15 protein-coding genes are annotated in these 17,385 nt (G+C 58.9%); 9 read left to right on the top strand and 6 right to left on the bottom strand.

Annotated elements, in window-relative coordinates; all coding sequences use genetic code 11:
• Positions 1-64 precede the first annotated feature (64 nt).
• Positions 65-427 carry a DUF2750 domain-containing protein gene (locus AACR93_RS14090; RefSeq protein WP_033115181.1) on the top strand — a complete coding sequence of 121 codons (363 nt, stop codon included), beginning with the start codon at positions 65-67 and terminating at the stop codon, positions 425-427.
• A 174-nt stretch (positions 428-601) separates the two neighbouring features.
• A complete protein-coding gene (locus tag AACR93_RS14085) occupies positions 602-1,096 on the top strand; it encodes a hypothetical protein (RefSeq protein ID WP_033115182.1) in 495 nt (164 codons plus the stop codon).
• Here the strand turns inward: AACR93_RS14085 and AACR93_RS14080 are convergent.
• The gene (locus tag AACR93_RS14080; protein WP_043851070.1) at positions 1,059-2,699 is read right to left on the bottom strand and encodes an EAL domain-containing protein; all 1,641 of its coding nucleotides are present in this window, start codon (positions 2,697-2,699) and stop codon (positions 1,059-1,061) included. The two genes, AACR93_RS14085 and AACR93_RS14080, sit on opposite strands and share 38 nt — an antisense overlap.
• Before the next feature lie 189 nt (positions 2,700-2,888).
• On the opposite strand from AACR93_RS14080, the gene glgC reads away from it, so the two are divergent.
• Entirely contained in the window at positions 2,889-4,163 is a 1,275-nt protein-coding gene (gene glgC, locus AACR93_RS14075; protein ID WP_041207494.1) for a glucose-1-phosphate adenylyltransferase, read from the top strand.
• A gap of 102 nt (positions 4,164-4,265) precedes the next feature.
• Here the strand turns inward: glgC and AACR93_RS14070 are convergent, their stop codons facing one another.
• Positions 4,266-6,263 carry a hypothetical protein gene (locus AACR93_RS14070; RefSeq protein WP_043851069.1) on the bottom strand — a complete coding sequence of 666 codons (1,998 nt, stop codon included), beginning with the start codon at positions 6,261-6,263 and terminating at the stop codon, positions 4,266-4,268.
• 184 nt (positions 6,264-6,447) lie between these two features.
• Positions 6,448-6,999, bottom strand: coding sequence for a lipoprotein (locus tag AACR93_RS14065; protein WP_043851068.1), 552 nt, complete (start codon positions 6,997-6,999; stop codon positions 6,448-6,450).
• Between the two features lie 215 nt (positions 7,000-7,214).
• Here AACR93_RS14065 and AACR93_RS14060 point away from each other — a divergent pair, with 215 nt between their 5' ends.
• Positions 7,215-7,934, top strand: coding sequence for a hypothetical protein (locus AACR93_RS14060; protein ID WP_231556939.1), 720 nt, complete (start codon positions 7,215-7,217; stop codon positions 7,932-7,934).
• A 35-nt stretch (positions 7,935-7,969) separates the two neighbouring features.
• Here AACR93_RS14060 and AACR93_RS14055 read toward each other — a convergent pair whose 3' ends face one another.
• From AACR93_RS14055 to AACR93_RS14045, 3 genes are all read right to left on the bottom strand, one after another.
• On the bottom strand, positions 7,970-8,431 hold the full coding sequence (locus tag AACR93_RS14055) for a DUF2919 domain-containing protein (protein WP_043851066.1): 462 nt from the start codon (positions 8,429-8,431) through the stop codon (positions 7,970-7,972).
• Positions 8,432-8,580: 149 nt separating this feature from the next.
• Positions 8,581-9,528: a magnesium/cobalt transporter CorA gene (gene corA / locus AACR93_RS14050; protein WP_026456618.1), complete on the bottom strand. Its 948-nt coding sequence runs from the start codon at positions 9,526-9,528 to the stop codon at positions 8,581-8,583.
• A 330-nt stretch (positions 9,529-9,858) separates the two neighbouring features.
• Positions 9,859-11,502, bottom strand: a complete 1,644-nt coding sequence (locus AACR93_RS14045; RefSeq protein ID WP_043851065.1) for an electron transfer flavoprotein-ubiquinone oxidoreductase — start codon at positions 11,500-11,502, stop codon at positions 9,859-9,861.
• Between the two features lie 147 nt (positions 11,503-11,649).
• On the opposite strand from AACR93_RS14045, the gene AACR93_RS14040 reads away from it, so the two are divergent.
• The 5 genes from AACR93_RS14040 to aroG all read left to right on the top strand — a co-directional run bounded on the left by AACR93_RS14040 (position 11,650) and on the right by aroG (position 17,339).
• A complete protein-coding gene (locus tag AACR93_RS14040; RefSeq protein WP_043851064.1) occupies positions 11,650-12,399 on the top strand; it encodes an electron transfer flavoprotein subunit beta/FixA family protein in 750 nt (249 codons plus the stop codon).
• The gene (locus AACR93_RS14035; RefSeq protein ID WP_043851063.1) at positions 12,396-13,322 is read left to right on the top strand and encodes an electron transfer flavoprotein subunit alpha/FixB family protein; all 927 of its coding nucleotides are present in this window, start codon (positions 12,396-12,398) and stop codon (positions 13,320-13,322) included. The genes AACR93_RS14040 and AACR93_RS14035 overlap by 4 nt, the downstream gene beginning before the upstream one ends.
• A gap of 224 nt (positions 13,323-13,546) precedes the next feature.
• Positions 13,547-14,635, top strand: coding sequence for a 3-phosphoserine/phosphohydroxythreonine transaminase (gene serC, locus AACR93_RS14030; protein ID WP_042657901.1), 1,089 nt, complete (start codon positions 13,547-13,549; stop codon positions 14,633-14,635).
• Positions 14,636-14,803: 168 nt separating this feature from the next.
• Complete coding sequence (gene aroA, locus AACR93_RS14025) at positions 14,804-16,087, top strand: 3-phosphoshikimate 1-carboxyvinyltransferase (protein WP_043851062.1); 1,284 nt, start codon at positions 14,804-14,806, stop codon at positions 16,085-16,087.
• Positions 16,088-16,283: 196 nt separating this feature from the next.
• Positions 16,284-17,339: a 3-deoxy-7-phosphoheptulonate synthase AroG gene (aroG, locus tag AACR93_RS14020; RefSeq protein WP_043851061.1), complete on the top strand. Its 1,056-nt coding sequence runs from the start codon at positions 16,284-16,286 to the stop codon at positions 17,337-17,339.
• Positions 17,340-17,385: the final 46 nt, after the last annotated feature.

Below are 17,385 nucleotides of genomic sequence, written 5' to 3'. Positions count from 1 at the left end.
CACCATTTGGCCACCGCATTGCCGGCCGGCAATGCCGCCGCACCTGAGAAAATGAGAGAGCCCCATGAGCATGCTTACCGAGAACCTTGACGCCAATTTCCAACTTTTTATCGAACAAGTCCGCGAGTCGGGTCAGGTGTGGGGCCTGCGCTATGGTGAGGACTGGGTGGTCTGCCGCTCTGCCGAGTTTGAAGATGCCGACGTCATGCCGCTCTGGTCTGCCGAAGAAGATGCCCGTCTGCACTGCGTGGACGAGTGGGCCGATTACGAGCCGGAAGTGATCGATCTGGAAGAGTTTCTCGATATCTGGATCAACGATCTGGATGAAGACGATGTGCTGGTCGGCCCGAACTGGAACGCCGATCTGGAAGGCCAGGAGCTCGAACCGATTGAGCTGGCCAAAGCGCTGGTTGAACTGGACGCCTGAAAGCGCCTCCACTGATGCACTGAGTGTTCAGGGCAGCAAGCTAGAGACCGGTATTCGTGAGAATACCGGTCTTTTTTTATGGTCGAATGGCTGCATTGATGAGTTAAATGCCAATTTGCCTTTGCACCTCGTCGGGGGATGGTCCATCATCAACCTTTTGCCATGGGGGGCGCCATGTTTCTATTCGATGTCGCAGGTGCGACGGGAGGACGGGCCAGCATCCGCATTCAGGCGCTGGACTGGGCACAATCCGGGCCGGTCATTTTCCAGTGTGACGATGATGCACTGGCGGTCGTGCTGCTGAGCGGCTGTCGCTGCGATTCGGTCGGCTTCTTCAATCTGCTGGCTGGCTGCAAACCGCTCTATGTCGAGCAGTGGCTTGCCTATCTGCAAGAGAGTGGCCGTATCGGCAAGTGGAGTTTCCAGACCGAAAGCCCGGCCGACAGCCACTATCTGGCAAGAGCCGGTCTGGATAATGAGGAGTTGAATACCCTGCTGGCACAGGTTTATCAGGTGGCGGGGTTCAATCGCCTGCAGATCAATCGTTACCTCAAGAACCGCCACAACCCCACCACGCTGGCTACCCGTTACGATCAGAAAGAGCTGGAGCGTTACCGCCAGCTCAACGAGATCATTCTGACTCTGTTGAAGTTGAAACATCCTCAGTAAAGAGACCAAGCTGGCTGATATCCGGTCGCAAAGGTTGCGGCCGGGCGATCAGGTAGCCTTGCAGTCCATCGACATACATTCCCTGCAGCAGCTGCTTCTGGCCCAGCTGCTCAACCCCCTCGGCAATTACCTGACAACCCATCCGGTGTGACACGTCGACAATCATCCTCACAAATTGCTGGTTGGTCTGATCCTGCTCCAGCCCGGTGATGAGCGCGGGGTCGAGCTTGATGTAGTCAGGTTTCAGTTCTCGAAACAGGGTGAAGGAGCCGATCCCCTTGCCGAAGTTGGCGATGGCCGAGCGGCTGCCATTGCGCCTGAGCAGTTCAAACACCCGCTTGGCACCGGTCAGGTTGCGCTCCAGATGCTCCTCGTCGAGTTCAAACACCAGATTGGCACTGGTGTTGGGATCCTTGAGCAGCTGTCTGTCCAGCCAGATCAGAAAAGCGCTGTTTTGAAGCAGGTTGGATGAGAGATTGATCCCCCAGCGACTCTGGTTGGAGCCAAACGCCCGATACTGACGCATGATGTGGGTGATGACCAGCTGCTCCAGTCGCATCACCATATCCAGCCGCTGTGCCATGGCAAAGAGGGTATCGGTGGGCAGCGCTGTGCCATCGCTGCCAGCAAAGCGGGTATAGATCTCGTTGTAGGCCGGCATGCTGCGATGCAGCGGCTGGATCGGCTGATAGGTAAAGCCGAGCCGCTCCTGCGCCAGCACCTCGGTCAGTACGTCGCGCCAGTGTTGCTGGCCCTGCATGTCGGAGACATTGTCATCCTGCTGAATGGCCCAGCCATTGATGGTTTCGGTCTGGGCGCGGGCCAGTGCCAGATCGGCCCGGGCCAGCACGGCCTCGATTTTCTGGCCGCTGCTGAGCTTGGTCAGCCCGGAGTAACCGGTGCTCTCCAGCTCATGTTGCTCCTGATAGTGATCGAACGCGATTTTCAGGTCCTGCCCCAACAGGTGAGGGGGGATATTGGCGGCCGGTTGCACCAGCACCGCGAAGTCTGCCCCCGAGATGCGATAGACCTGATTGCCGGGAAACCGGCTGACCACCCGCTTGATGAGCGCAGCCATATCCTTGATATAGGCATCCCCCGATTGAAAACCCCGCTGGGCGTTGATCTTGCCAAGCTCGGTGGCACGCACCAGCACCAGCGTCGCGGTCTGGGTATCCTGATCCCGCTGCAGCAACTCGGTCATGTCGCGGCGAAAGGCGTGGCGGTTGAGCAGCTGGGTCAGCTCGTCGGTGGTGGCCAGATTGCTCAGCTCGGTGAGTTGGCGATGGACATGCTGCTCGGCGCTTTCAAACTGCTCCAGCAACTGTTGCAGCGCTTCTTGCGACCGGGGAGCTTCCAGTAACTGAGGATCCCGGCTGCGCAGTGCTTTTATCCAGAGCTGTTCCTGATGTTGCTGAATGCCGCCTAGGGTGCGCAGAGCCAGCATCAGCAGTAGGGCCATGCCGATTAGCGTGGTGCCCAAAATCAGAGCGAGCGTCAGCGGAGTGCTCTGCATAGCCAGCCAAACCCCTTGCAGAAGCAATAGAGGTATGGCCACTATGATGGCGATCAAAACGAGAGGGCGTCCGAGCTTGTGAACCATCTTGTCATCCTTGAAGTGGCTGCTTTATGAGGAAATTTTAACCAAGCTTACCAAGCAAAACATGTTATGACTCGCAACTCGGATAAAAGGGCCAATTGAGATCGGTTAAATGTGAGTGAAACCACTTTCAGTGCTACTGAAACAGGCGAAGATGGGTTGAAAATAGATCAAACAAGGCAGAGGTAAATCATGTTGTTAGAGCCCGAAAATAGTGCCAAAGCACGTCAGTTGTTGAACCAGAGTATGGCACTGGTGTTGGCGGGAGGACGTGGCAGTCGCCTGAAGCAGTTGACCGACAACCGCGCCAAGCCGGCCGTCCATTTCGGCGGCAAGTTCCGCATCATCGATTTTGTACTCTCCAACTGTATCAACTCGGGGATCCGCCGTGTGGGGGTGGTGACCCAGTACAAATCCCACAGCCTGCTGCGCCATCTGCAATCAGGCTGGTCTTTCCTGCGCTACCAGATGAACGAGTTCATCGATCTGCTGCCTGCCCAGCAGCGGGTGGACGAGGTGCACTGGTATCGCGGTACTGCCGATGCCATCTATCAGAACGTCGACATCATTCGCGACTACGGTCCCAAATACATAGTGGTGCTGGCGGGGGATCACATCTACAAGATGGACTATGCCGCCATGCTGCTCGATCACGTGCGTCTCGGTGCCAAGGTCACGGTAGCCTGTATCGAGGTGCCGCGCGCCGAGGCGTCAGCCTTCGGCATCATGGATATCGACGAGCAGCGCAAGATCCGCGCCTTCGTGGAAAAACCGGCCAACCCGCCCGCCATGCCGGGGTGTGATGATCGCTCTCTTGCCTCCATGGGGATCTACATTTTCGAGGCGGAGTACCTCTACCAGCTGCTGGAAGAAGACATTCTCAACCAGGACTCCAAACACGATTTCGGGATGGATGTGATCCCCCGCATCGTGGAGGAGGGGCTGGCCTTTGCTCACCCCTTCAACATGTCCTGTGTCGGGGCGCGCGAGGGACAAAAACCTTACTGGCGTGATGTTGGTACCCTGGATTCATTCTGGGAAGCGAACATGGACCTCGCCTCTGTGTTGCCCGAGCTCGATATTTACGATCAAAACTGGCCTATCTGGACCAGCCAGACCCTGACGCCGCCCGCCAAGTTCGTGCAGGACAGAAATGGCCAGCACGGCATGACCATCAACTCCATGTTTGCCGGCGGAACCATCGTCAGTGGTTCGTTCGTGCTCAACTCGGTGCTCTTTACCAACGTGCGGGTGCACTCCTTCTGTACTCTGGATCAGGCAGTCATCTTCCCGGGGGTCGAGATCGGTACCGGCTGCCGTCTGCGCCGGGTGGTGGTGGACAAGGGCTGCAAGGTCCCCGACGGGCTGGTGGTGGGTGAGAATGCCGATGAGGATGCGCGCCGCTTCTATCGCTCCGAGCAGGGCATTGTGCTGGTGACCAAGGAGATGCTGGACAAGCTGGGTTAACCCAAGGGAATTAATTGAAGTGCCCTGAAATGAAGAGTCAGACGCTGTAATGCAAAGGGAGCCATCAAGGCTCCCTTTTTCATACGGGGTGAATGGTGCGAATTACTCGCTAACCACCGCTTTGGCGGCCATCACCATGGCGGTGCCGTGCTTGCCACCGGCGGCGGTCACTTGCGGGACGCCATCTTCGTCGGTGTCACCACCGGCGCCTTCGATGACGTTCTCGCCGGAGTCGCCGACCCACTCGGCCATCTGCATACCGCCGTTGACGGTGCCGCGGAACCAGCTGACGTACTGACCGGTCAACTTGGCCAGCTCCAGTTCGGGCGCCTTCTCGGCCCCTTCGTTGCGCAGGTTCAGCATGGCAGAACGCAGCGCGCCGGAGATGGCTGCCTGGGTCCAGGGGGTGTATTCACCCTGTTTACCCGCCAGCCAGGTGCCCGCCTTGGCATTGAAGTAGGCCTTGTCGGCAGCGATGAACAGCTCGCGGGCGGCAGTGCGGTACTTGGCATCGGAAGTCGCGAGGAACGCAGCGGTCAGGCCGCGGATAGCGGCAAACTGGGCATCAACGGATTGCGCCTTGTCTACCTTGCCACCCAGTGTCAGACCATCGTATACCAGCCCGTTGTTCCCCTTGAGATTGGCAAGGATGAAATCGGCCTGCTTGCGGATAAGCTCAAGCGCCTGCTGACCCTGCTTGGTCTTGAGGTTCAGCTCGCCGTTGTCGCCAGCGGCGTAACCGACCGGCAATGCATCCTGAGCGCGCTGGAAGATCTGCAGAGCGACCAGTGCGTAAGCGGCGTCAAAGGTGGTGACGTGCTTGCTCTGTTTGCCTGCCTGCCAGCTATCTACCAGAGTGCCGGCCTTGCCATCAAAGTGCAGGGCAGTCAGGTTTTTGAAGGTGAAGCTGGAGAGGTTGAGTGCCAGCGAGAAGGCGTCGCTGCCCGCCACCGCCTTGCCCAGATCATTGGTCTGGTTGGCCTTGGGTGTTGCAGCAAACGGCTCACCGTCAAACACGGCGTGGAAGGCCGGATTCTGGTTGGTGTTGGCCGTGCGCTGGTCGCTGAAAGCGTAGAACTCGGAGAGTGGCCACAGCATCATCCAGGCATCGCGCAGCTGGGCTGAGCCATCCACTACGTCGAGCTTGCCGATGGCGCCCGCATCGTTGTTGCGAGTCTCGTTCACTTTCACCTGATGGGGGAAGTAGATAACGCCCTTGGCCGGATCATACTGCGGGGTGATTTTGGCACCCAGTTGCTTGCCATCGAAGCCGAGCTGGTTCTGCATGATGGTCAGCTTGTCGATGGATTGTTCGGTCAGCATCATGCCGTTGAAGCCATCTGCAGCGGAGACGCCGAGCTTGTGCTTGCCATCCTGATCCATGGTGGCGGAGGCGGCTTCAACCTCTTCATCGCTCTCGGCCACATGCATGCCGCCGAGGAAGTCCTGGGACCACATCACCTCTTTGAGCAGGATGCCGCCCACAGCCGCTGGCACCAGCAGGTTGTCGCTGCCGCTCCAGCGCAGGGTGGTGTAGTCGCGGAAGTAGGCCGGAACCTGGGTCTTGACGGTTTTCTCGACGCCTTTTGCGGTCTTGATGGTGATCTGGTCACCATTGACCGGAGTGGTATTCACAGCCTCGGCAAACTCCGGGTTAGCGGAGGCGTAGGGCAGGGAGAGGGGATACATGCCTTGCGGGATCTCGTCAGCCGGGAAGCCAACTGCCTCCGCCATGGCCATGACCCGTTTGCCGAGATCGGCCATGGTGCCGCCACGGGCCAGGTTTTGCGGCCCATTCACCAGATGGGGGCCCATGCCGGACTGATAGTTGAGGGCGTACATCGCCTCTTCGGAGTATTCATAGGATTCGATGCCGGCGGCGAAGTCGAACGGGGTCGGCTCATCGGCGCGATTGGCATCCAGCACGTCCAGATCCAGCCCCAGCGCTTCGGCCAGCGGCTCGCCGGAGAGTTCAAATTCGGTATAGGCCAGCATGTTGGCGGCGGTGTTGAAAGTCTTGTCTTCAACCTTGACGGCTGCGTGTGCGATGCCACTCACCAGAGCACAGGCAACGGCCTGTACCAGAACGGTTTTTCTCATGTCCCTTTTCACCATTGGTTTTATTATTGACGCTTCTCATGACGAATCTAAATGAGAATGGTGTGCATTATGCTCTGTTCGCGCCGGGTTGAGAAGCAAAAAACCGCCCGGCAGCTTGTCTGGGGAACAGGACAAGAGGCCGGGCGGTTTGCACAACCAAGGTGAGGGGGGAGAAATTGCCTGATCAGAGCACCTTGAAGGGGATCACCAGACGACCCGGCTCCACCTTGAGATCTTCGACCTTCTCCTTGATCCTCGCTTCGTTCTTGCGGCTGCTGTCGAGGCGATAGACCGGCGTCTGCGACAGGAAGAGGGAGAGCGACTGATTGAAGGTAGGCAGGATAGGGGTCAATGCGGCACCTATGTTGGCCGGATCGGTCTGCACCGAGACCAGTTCGAGGTCACGCAGATAGATAGCCCCTTGATCGGCGACATATTCCGGGCGGGCGCTCAGGGCAAAACGAACCTTCATCTGCTGGCTGCCAAGGGGGCTGCTTACCTGCAGGTCGCCAGCTGCATCGAGTTCGATGCGATCCGGTTGCTTGCGGCCGATACGGCTTTGCATCTCGTCAAGACGGATCTTGCTCGACATGATGCCGGGGATCCCCAGCTGTTTTTCAAAAGAGACCTGCTTTTTGAGGTACTGGTTGATTTCGGCTTCGCTGACGTTGTACTGGGTCAGCGAGCAGGCAGCCAGCAGCAGGGCGAGGGGGAGTAACAACAGCTGTTTCAGCATGAGAGGTTCCGGTTGGTCAACATAATGGGTCGTATCTTACGCGATAACCCGCCCAGGGCGGGAGTCTGGTGACGAGGTTGTTGTGAGGGGCATCTCGGAGGTTGTCTTTTGCCTGTGACGGGGTTCATCATCGAACAGCTGGTTCGGGTCCAGGAGGAGATGTGATGAGCAGTCTGACGAGATATGGATGCAGGTGGCTGCTGTGTCTCTGCTGTATGGCGGGGATATGGAGCTCACCGTCGTGGGCCGAGGTGAAGGTGATCCCGGTATTCGAGGCGCAGGCCGCGGTGCAGACCCTCAAGGAGATCTATCCCCGGCTCGGAGTAAGCGCCATGGGCAATCAGCTGGTGCTGAGCGGGACGCCGGCCCAATTGCAGGAAGCCGAGGCGACTCTGGCGCAAATCAACCAGCCACCGCAAAGCCTGCTTATCGAGTGGCGGGTGGATGGGCTTTCCAACAGTGAACAACTGGGCGCTTCAGTAAGCCGTGACGAGGCCAAGCGGCAGTGGCTGCTTGATGGCAATGCCCAGCAGTACCAGCGCAGCCAGAATGACAGCTGGCAGGTACGCGGGTTGTCGGGCCGACCCGTGCTGTTGCAAATGGGCTCCTATCAGCCGGTCACCTTCTATCAGTGGAACGGGGGCGCGGTAGTGGGGATGATGCCGCTGGTGAATGGCCTCTATGCCACCGCAACCCTGATAGGGGACAGGGTTCAGGTAGCACTCAGCAGCGAGCAGGCGAGGCTGGAGCAGGGAACTATCAATCGTGGGCAGAGTGCCACCGAGGTCAGTGGAGCCCCGGGTCAGTGGCTGACGGTGGGGGAGCTATCCACCAGCTCGGCGCAGCAGGGCAGCACCCTTGGTACGCAGTTGCAGGGCGGGCGTGGCAGCCAGAGCGATCGCCAGACCCTGCAGATCCGGGTTACTCCTCAATAGGACTGAATACCTCGCAAACCGTGTCCGGAGCCCCGTTAGTGGGGCTCATCGGCTGCATATTCGCGCAACTGGCGACTGCGCAGCAGATACCAGAGCGCCCAGAGGCTGGCGACCAGCACCAGCGCGGTGGGCCAGCTGAACGACCACTTCTGCAAGTTGAGGCTGTGCAGCTGCATCAGCAGGCCGCTGGTGGCAGAGCAGAGCAGCAGCAAGGGACTGTGGCGCCTGAGTCTGGCGCGAATGCCGCGGGTCTGCTGATAGGTGCCGCCACAGGCGAGCAGTGCCAGCATGGCGGGCACATCGGTCAGCAGGCTGATATAGAGAGTGAGCTTGTCGGGGTAGAAGAGCTCAAGGATCTCGCTGCCGCTTTGGCGGGTGACGCCAGCCATCAGAAAGAGCCAGACCGAGCGGGTCAGTAGCAGGGCTATGGGCCAGAACCAGAGAGGGGGACGAAGCTGGCCGTGATCGTCATAGCGGTGTTCGGGGTAGAGGGTCATGGTTGCCCGATATCCATTCATAGAGTGCAAGTGATGCAAGGGATATGGGGCGAAGGCGAGCCCTTTGCAAGGCGAGGGAGGGGGCGGGAATTAATCGGGGGGCCATGCCCCCCAATGCGCGAGAATCTTTTTGTGCCGGGCAGCAGACGTTACAGCCAGCCTTTGCGTTTGAAGAAGAGACCCGTGCCGAGCGATGACATCACCATCAGCACCAGCGAGAGGGGGTAACCATACTCCCAGGCGAGCTCCGGCATGCGGCCAAAGTTCATGCCATAGATACTGGCGATCAGGGTCGGCGGCAGGAATATTACGGCGGCTACCGAGAAGATCTTGATCACCTTGTTCTGCTCCAGATTGGTGACCCCCATGGAGGCCTCCAGCTGGAAGTTGATCTTGTCGAACAGGAACTGGGTGTGGGGCAACAGTGACTCCACGTCGTGCAGCATCTCGTCGATCCACTTGTTCTGCTCAAGGCTCATGCGCTGGCGCAGGCTGCGCTTGAGGAAGCGCAAGGCACGGCGGGTATCGTGCAGGGAGAGACGGATCTGGCCATTGGCCTCTTCCTGAGCCATCAACTCCTTGAGCATGGGGTTGATCTGATCCGGCTCGAAGATCTGATCGGCGGTGTTTTCCAAGGTCTTGTAACCATCTTCGATAAGGTCGGAGAGGTACTCTACCTTGAGGTTTTGCACCTCAAGCAGGATGTCGAGGGCATCCTCCACCTCCAGCCGATCCTGGCGCATATAGTGGCGCAGCAGGCGAACCAGCCCGATGTCATCTTCACGAATGCTGATCAGCAGGTTGTTGCGCAGGGTAAAGGAGACGTGGACACCCTTGGTGTCACGACCGATCCGCTGGGGAAACAGGGAGTGAATGTGCAGACCATCGGTATCCCAGTAGAAACGGGCTGATGCTTCGATGTCGTCGAGCTCTTCCTTGTCGGGAACCTCTTCCAGGAACAGGCCCGTCAACCATTCTCGCTCTGCCGTGTCCGGCTTGTAGGCATCCAGCCAGACCGTGTTGTCAGGTACTATGTCGTCAGGCCCGAGCGTGACTATATCCAGCACCTTGTTATTGAGAATGTAGGCGGTGATCATCTGTCCCCCCTTAAAAAGTCATGGGTAATCAGGGATGGTTGCACAGGTCATGCGGCCTTAGATCGCTGCAGAAGGCGATCCCGTGGATGAGCAGATCGGGCCGATGGAAAACCTGAATGCGGCGAACTATACAGGGGCGGGCCGCGCTTGTCAGGGGCTATTCATTGGGGATTCAGCCTGTTTGTTCAAAAAAACAGCTGCAAGGTGGCGAGGTCGGAGCAGCTCGTCCCGTTTTGAGCGCTGCTCCTTGCGCATCTCTCCTTGCCTTCCTGCCCCCCTTTATCCGAGCCCTTTGTTGCAGGCTCGTCTTAGAAACAGGTGAGCTGCAGCTCACATATTAGGATAGTTGGGCCCGGAGCCCCCTTGTGGCGGTGTCCAGACGATGTTTTGGCTGGGATCTTTAATGTCACAGGTCTTGCAGTGAATGCAGTTGGCGGCGTTGATCTGCAGTTTGGCCGCCCCCTCCGTTTCCAGCACCTCAAACACCCCTGCGGGGCAGTAGCGCTGGGCGGGTTCTCCCCAGGTCGGCAGGTTGACCTTTACCGGGATCAGCTCATCCTGCAGCTTGAGATGGCAGGGCTGATCCTCGTCGTGACTGGTGTTGGCGAGATAGACGGAGGAGAGTTTGTCGAAGCTCAGCTTGCCATCGGGTTTGGGGTAATGGATGGGCTCGCAGCGGCTGGCCATGCGTAGCTGGCGGTAATCTGGCTCCTTATCGATAAGTTTGAAGGGCGAGTTTGCGCCAAACAGCCGCTGCTCCAGCCAGTTAAAGGTGCCACCAAGCCAGGGGCCCCAGCGATGCAGGGCTGCGCCGAAGTTGCGGGCCGCGCCCAACTCTTGTGCCAGCCAGCTCTGGTGCAGTTCGTCGGCATAGTGAACCAGATCCCGTCCTCCCTCATCGCCACCTCGCAGTGCCATCGCGACGGTTTTTGCCGCCAGCATCCCCGATTTCATGGCGGTGTGGATCCCCTTGATACGGGAAAAGTCGAGAGTGCCTGCATCGCAACCGATCAATAGGCCGCCGGGGAAGTGCATGCGGGGCAGGGAGTGCCAGCCTCCCTTGGTGATGGCGCGTGCACCATAGCTGATGCGCTCACCCCCTTGCAGCAGGTTGGCGATAAGCGGGTGGTGCTTGAGGCGCTGGAATTCGTCAAACGGGCTGAGCCAGGGATTCTGGTAGTTGAGATCGACGATCAGCCCGACCGCGACCTGATCTCCCTCCATCTGATAGAGATAGAAGCCGCCGTGACTGTGGTTCTCTCCTTCCTTGCCAAGAGGCCAGCCACTGCCATGGAGTACCTGTCCCGCTTTGCCTTGGCCAGCTGGCAGTTGCCACAGCTCCTTGAAACCGATGGCATAGTGTTGGGGCTGGGCGATGTTTTCCAGATTGAATGTGGCGATCAGCTGTTTGCCCAGATGGCCGCGGGCTCCCTCGGCAAAGAGGGTATAGCGGCCATAGAGCGCCATGCCGGGAACATGATCCGGTTTTGGATTGCCCGCGCGATCAAGTCCCAAATCGCCGGTGAGCACCCCCTTGACCCGTCCCGCCTCCATGATAAGGTCGCTGGCGGTAAAGCCCGGGTATATTTCGACACCCAGCTGCTCCGCCTGCTGGCCAAGCCAGCGGCAAAGGTTGCCAAGGCTGACGATGTGACAGCCGTCATTGTGCATCCGTGGCGGTACGGCCCAGTTTGGCAGCTGCAGGGAGCGGTTCTCGCTTTGCAACAGGTGCACTTGGTCGTCATTGACCGCTACCCCGAGCGGTGCTTGCTGCCAGCTTTGTGGCAGCAGCTCCTTGAGAGCGACGGGATCCAGCAGGGCGCCGGAAAGCAGATGAGCGCCAATTTCGGCGCCCTTTTCCAGCAGGCAGACCGAGAGATTGGCATCCTGCTGTTTCAGCGCGATGGCGGCGCTGAGCCCCGCCGGGCCGCCACCTACGATGACGACATCAAATTCCATTGCTTCTCGTTCCATCTTGCCTCTGCACCGAAGTTGACCTAGGGTAGTGCTGGTAGTTTACGTAAACGTAAAGCACTTGTAAGCAAAAAATTAAGTGAAACACGACGCAAAAGTGCAGGGACTGGTGAATGAATTCAATCCAAAGAGACGAGGCATGACCCCATGAAGCTGCTGGTCGCAATCAAACGGGTAGTGGATTACAACGTCAAGATCCGGGTCAGGGCGGACGGCTCCGATGTGGAGCTGGCCAATGTGAAGATGGGGATCAATCCCTTTTGTGAAATCGCGGTGGAAGAGGGAGTCCGGCTGCGTGAGGCCGGTATCGCCAGCGAGCTGGTGGTGGTGACCTTTGGCCCGGATGCCGCCGCCGAGCAGCTGCGCCATGCGCTGGCGCTGGGGGCGGATCGGGCGCGCCACTATGTGACAGACGAGACGCTGGCGCCGCTGACCGTCGCCCGCGCTTTGCAAAAGGTGTGTGAGCTGGAGCAGCCGGATCTGGTGCTGCTCGGCAAGCAGTCCATCGACTCGGACAACGGTCAGGTGGCCCAGATGCTGGCCGCCCTGACCGACTGGTCGCTGGCTACCTGCGCTTCTGCCATCAGGTTGGAAGGAGAGGAGTTGCGGGTGACCCGTGAAATCGATGGTGGACTGGAGACCCTGGGCATGCCGCTACCTGCGGTGGTCAGCGCCGATCTGCGTTTGAATGAACCGCGCTTTGCCTCTCTGCCCAACATCATGAAGGCCAAGCGCAAGCCGCTGGAGAGTGCCCCCTTTGCCGAGCTCGCCGTTGTACCTGCCAACCAGACCCGTCTGCTTGGGGTGATGGTGCCGCCAGCCCGCAGCGCCGGGATCAAGGTGAGTTCGGTGGATGAGCTGGTGGACAAACTCAAGCACGAGGCGAAGGTACTATGAACGTATTGATCATTGCCGAACATCATCAGGGCCATCTGGCCGACAACGTCGCCCGCCTGGTTACGGCTGCCAGTCAGTTGGGTGGCGAAGTGCATCTGCTGCTGGCGGGGCAGGGGATAAGCGAGGCGGGCCAGCAGGCAGCTGCGCTGAGCGGGGTGAGCAAGGTGCTGTTGGCCGACTCTCCTGCGCTGGCGGAAGGGCTGCTGGAGGGACTCGATAAGCTGTTGGCGCGCTGGTGCGAAGGTTACAGCCACTGCCTGATGGCGGCGAGCACCATGGGCAAGGCGCTGCTGCCCCAAATAGCTGCCCGGCTCGGGGTCGAGATGCTCTCTGAGGTGACGGCTATCGAAAGCAGCGATACCTTCCTGCGCCCCATCTATGCGGGCAATGCGATCGCACGGGTGGTGAGCAGTGCCCCCATCAAGGTGATGACGGTACGGGCGACGGCTTTTGCCAAGGCAACGGAGGAAGGCAACGCTCCCGTCGAGAATCTGGTGGTGCCTGAATTGACCCGCCGGACTCGCCTGGTGGAGCGTCTTGCCGTGCGATCGCCCCGGCCCGAGCTGACCGCTGCGCGCGTGGTGGTCTCCGGTGGCCGAGCCCTTGGCTCCAAGGCGCAGTTTGCGCTGATTGAGGCGCTGGCCGACAAGCTGGGGGGGGCGGTCGGCGCATCGCGCGCTGCCGTTGATGCGGGTTTTGTCGCCAACGATCTGCAGGTTGGCCAGACTGGCAAGGTGGTCGCTCCCGAGCTCTATATCGCGGTTGGCATTTCTGGTGCCATTCAGCATCTGGCGGGGATGAAGGAGTCGAAGGTGATTGTGGCCATCAACAAGGACAGCGAGGCACCGATTTTTCAGGTGGCCGACTACGGTCTGGTGGGCGATCTCTTCACCCTGCTGCCCGAGCTCACCGCCAAGGTGTAAATTTGTCGGAAAGGGCAGGGGCAACCCGTTTATGCGGTCTCTTGACCATTTCTGCGCATGTTCTCTGCAAGCCCTGACCCGTTCAGGGCTTTTTCTACTGAAAAGGGGAGCAAGAGTGACGGTAAAAGGTTGAGCCAGCTCCCAAAAAGCCTTTGATCCGCTGGCTGCTCTTGTGTAAAACCTGACAAGTCATCGATCACACTCATCCACTCACGGAAAGCGTCATGAGCAAACAGGTTTACAACTTCTGCGCCGGCCCCGCCATGTTGCCGGTTGAAGTCATGGAGCGCGCCCAGCGCGAATTTTGTAATTTTCAGGGGCTGGGAGCCTCGGTCATGGAGCTTTCCCACCGCGGCAAGCACTACATGGCGGTCGCCGAGAAGGCCGAGGCCGATCTGCGGGAGTTGCTGGCGGTGCCGGACAACTACAAGGTGCTCTTCATGCACGGCGGCGGCCGCGGTCAGTTCTCCGCGGTGCCCATGAACCTTCTGGGTGGTGCCAACAAGAAGGCCGATTTTCTGCTGACCGGTGTCTGGTCGCAGGGGGCCGTGGATGAGGCGCAAAAGTACGGCGACATCCAGACCTGGCAAGGGGTTGCCAAAAACGAGCAGGGGATTACGCACCTGTTGCCGACACCGGCGTTTCGCTCTGATGCCGCCTATGTGCACTACTGCCCGAACGAGACCATTGAAGGGATCGAGATGTTCGATATCCCCGCAACCGGTGATGTACCGCTGGTGGCGGATCTCTCCTCGACCATCCTCTCCCGTCCCATCGATGTGAGCCGCTTTGGCATCATCTATGCCGGTGCCCAGAAAAATATCGGCCCGTCCGGGCTCGCCATCGCCATCGTGCGCGATGATCTGCTGGATCAGGCCAGAGCTGATGTGCCGTCGATTTTCGACTACAAGCTCACCGCCAAGAACGACTCCATGTTCAATACACCGCCCACCTACGCCTGGTATCTGGCCGGTCTGGTGTTCGAATGGCTGAAAGAACAGGGAGGCCTTGCTGCGATGGAAGCACGCAACAAGGAGAAGGCGGATTTCCTTTACGACTATCTCGATCAGTCGAGCTTCTACGGCAATCAGGTGGATGTCAGCTGCCGTTCGCGGATGAACATCCCGTTCCAGCTGAAAAATGCCGAACTGGACAAGCAGTTCCTGGCCGAATCGGAAGCTGCTGGCCTGCTGGCGCTCAAAGGTCACCGCATCGTCGGTGGCATGCGGGCCAGCATCTACAACGCCATGCCACTGGAGGGTGTGAAGGCGCTGGTCAGCTTTATGGATGAGTTTGCCAAGCGTCACGGCTGATCCGGTCTGTAGTTAATCCTGACGCCGGGCTTGCCCGGCGTCTTTTTTTCAACAACGACTGAATCTTAGCGTGCAGCCCCGTTTTTCCCCTGTCGCTGCCCTTGCCGAGCGGGGCGCGTACTGTTAACGTCCGGTCAGGTCATTTATTTGAGATTGCACAGGAAGTCTATGAATTCGTTGCGTTTGGAACCCATTTCTCGTGTGGCCGGTGAGGTCAATCTGCCCGGTTCAAAGAGTGTCTCTAACCGGGCGCTGCTGCTGGCGGCACTGGCCCGTGGTACTACCCGTTTGACCAACCTGCTCGACAGCGATGACATTCGTCACATGCTGGCGGCACTGACCCAGCTCGGGGTCAAGTACAAACTCTCTGCCGACAAGACCGAGTGCACCGTGCAAGGCCTTGGCCGCAGTTTTGCCGTCAAAGAGCCGATCAATCTGTTCCTTGGCAATGCCGGCACTGCCATGCGCCCGCTCTGTGCTGCGCTGTGTCTGGGCTCCGGTGAGTACACCCTGGGCGGTGAGCCGCGCATGGAAGAGCGTCCCATCGGCCATCTGGTTGATGCCCTGCGTGAGGCGGGCGCTCATATCCAGTACCTGAAAAAAGATGGTTTTCCGCCGCTGGTGGTGGATGCCAAGGGGCTGTGGGGCGGCGATGTGCACGTCGATGGTTCCGTTTCCAGCCAGTTCCTGACCGCCTTCCTGATGGCTGCGCCCATGGCGGCTGGCGACACCCGCATCCATATCAAGGGGGAGCTGGTCTCCAAGCCCTACATCGATATCACCCTGCACATCATGAAGCAGTTCGGGGTGGTCATCGAGCACGACAACTACAAGCTGTTTTACATCAAGGGCAACCAGACCTACATCAGCCCGGGTGATTTTCTGGTTGAAGGGGATGCCTCCAGCGCCTCCTACTTCCTTGCGGCTGGCGCCATCAAGGGCAAGGTGCGGGTCACCGGCATCGGCAAGCACAGCATTCAGGGCGATATCCATTTCGCCGACGTACTGGAGAAGATGGGCGCGCGCATCACCTGGGGTGATGACTTTATCGAAGCGGAGCAAGCACCGCTGCACGGCATCGATATGGATATGAACCATATTCCCGATGCGGCCATGACCATCGCGGTTGCGGCGCTGTTTGCCGAGGGGCCGACCTCCATTCGCAATATCTACAACTGGCGTGTGAAGGAGACCGATCGCCTGCATGCCATGGCGACCGAGCTGCGCAAGCTGGGCGTAGAAGTGGAGGAGGGGCGTGACTTCATTACCGTGATCCCGCCAACGCAGCTCAAGCACGCCGAGATCGATACCTATAACGATCACCGGATCGCCATGTGCTTCTCGCTGGTGGCACTGTCCGATACGCCGGTGACTATCAACGATCCCAAGTGCACCTCGAAGACCTTCCCGGACTACTTCGAAAAACTGGCCAGCATCAGCCAGCGCGATTAATCCCTCCAACATGATGGGGCCCGCCTTGTGCGGGCCTTTTTATCTCCGGCACGTTCGCAGATAGCAGTATTTCATTAACTTGCAAGATGCAGGTTAAAAAAACTTTCTTTGGTGATGTAATTTTCTATTTACACCGACTCGACTGCGGGCTATGTTGAGATTTCTTAATCGCAGTTATCTAGCAGGAAGCCTTGTCATGCAGCATCAAACCGACGACGTTCGTATCAGTGAAATCAAAGAGTTACTCCCTCCGGTTGCGGTGCTTGAGAAGTTTCCGGCGACCGAGACCGCCTCATCGACCGTGTTTGATTCCCGTCAGGCCATCCACCGTATCCTGAATGGTGAAGATGACCGTCTGCTGGTGGTCATTGGCCCCTGTTCCATTCATGATCCGGTTGCCGCCATCGAATATGGCAAGCGCCTCAAGGCGCTGCGCGACGAGCTGAAAGGTCAGCTGGAGATCGTGATGCGGGTCTACTTCGAAAAGCCGCGCACTACCGTGGGCTGGAAGGGGCTCATCAACGATCCGTACCTCGATAACAGCTGCAAGATAAACGATGGTCTGCGCCTGGGTCGCAAGCTGCTGCTCGATCTCAACGACATGGGGCTGCCGACCGCGTCCGAATTCCTCGACATGATCACGCCGCAATACGTGGCGGATCTGATGAGCTGGGGGGCGATCGGCGCCCGTACCACTGAATCCCAGGTACACCGCGAGCTGGCCTCCGGTCTCTCCTGCCCGGTGGGCTTCAAGAACGGTACCGACGGCACCATCAAGGTGGCAATCGATGCCATCGGTGCTGCCAGTGCCCCCCATCACTTCCTGTCGGTCACCAAGTATGGCCACTCCGCCATCGTTGCAACCAAAGGGAACCCGGATTGTCACATTATCCTGCGTGGTGGCCGTGAGCCTAACTACAGCGCAGCCCATGTCAGCGAGGTGGTGAAGGGGCTGGAGAAGGCCGGCCTGCCGCAAAAGGTGATGATCGACTTCAGCCATGCCAACAGCAGCAAGCAGTTCAAGAATCAGATGGTCGTGGCGGACGATGTGGCTGATCAGCTGCGCGCCGGCAGCAAGGCGGTGTTTGGCGTGATGGTGGAGAGCCATCTGGTGGAAGGGCGTCAGGATTTGGTCGATGGCTGCGAGCTTACCTTCGGCCAGAGCATCACGGATGCCTGCATCGGTTGGGAAGATACCGAAACCCTGCTGCGCAATCTGGCGGATGCGGTCGCCACCCGCAATGCCCGCTGAGACGGATATGTCCGTGAGCTGATACAGCTAGGAATTGATACAAAGT

This window comes from Aeromonas sp. L_1B5_3, assembly GCF_963866575.1.
GTDB classification, from domain to species: domain Bacteria; phylum Pseudomonadota; class Gammaproteobacteria; order Enterobacterales; family Aeromonadaceae; genus Aeromonas; species Aeromonas jandaei.
The sequence above is the reverse complement of the archived record's forward strand: the minus strand, read 5'-3'. Positions and strand labels throughout refer to the sequence as shown.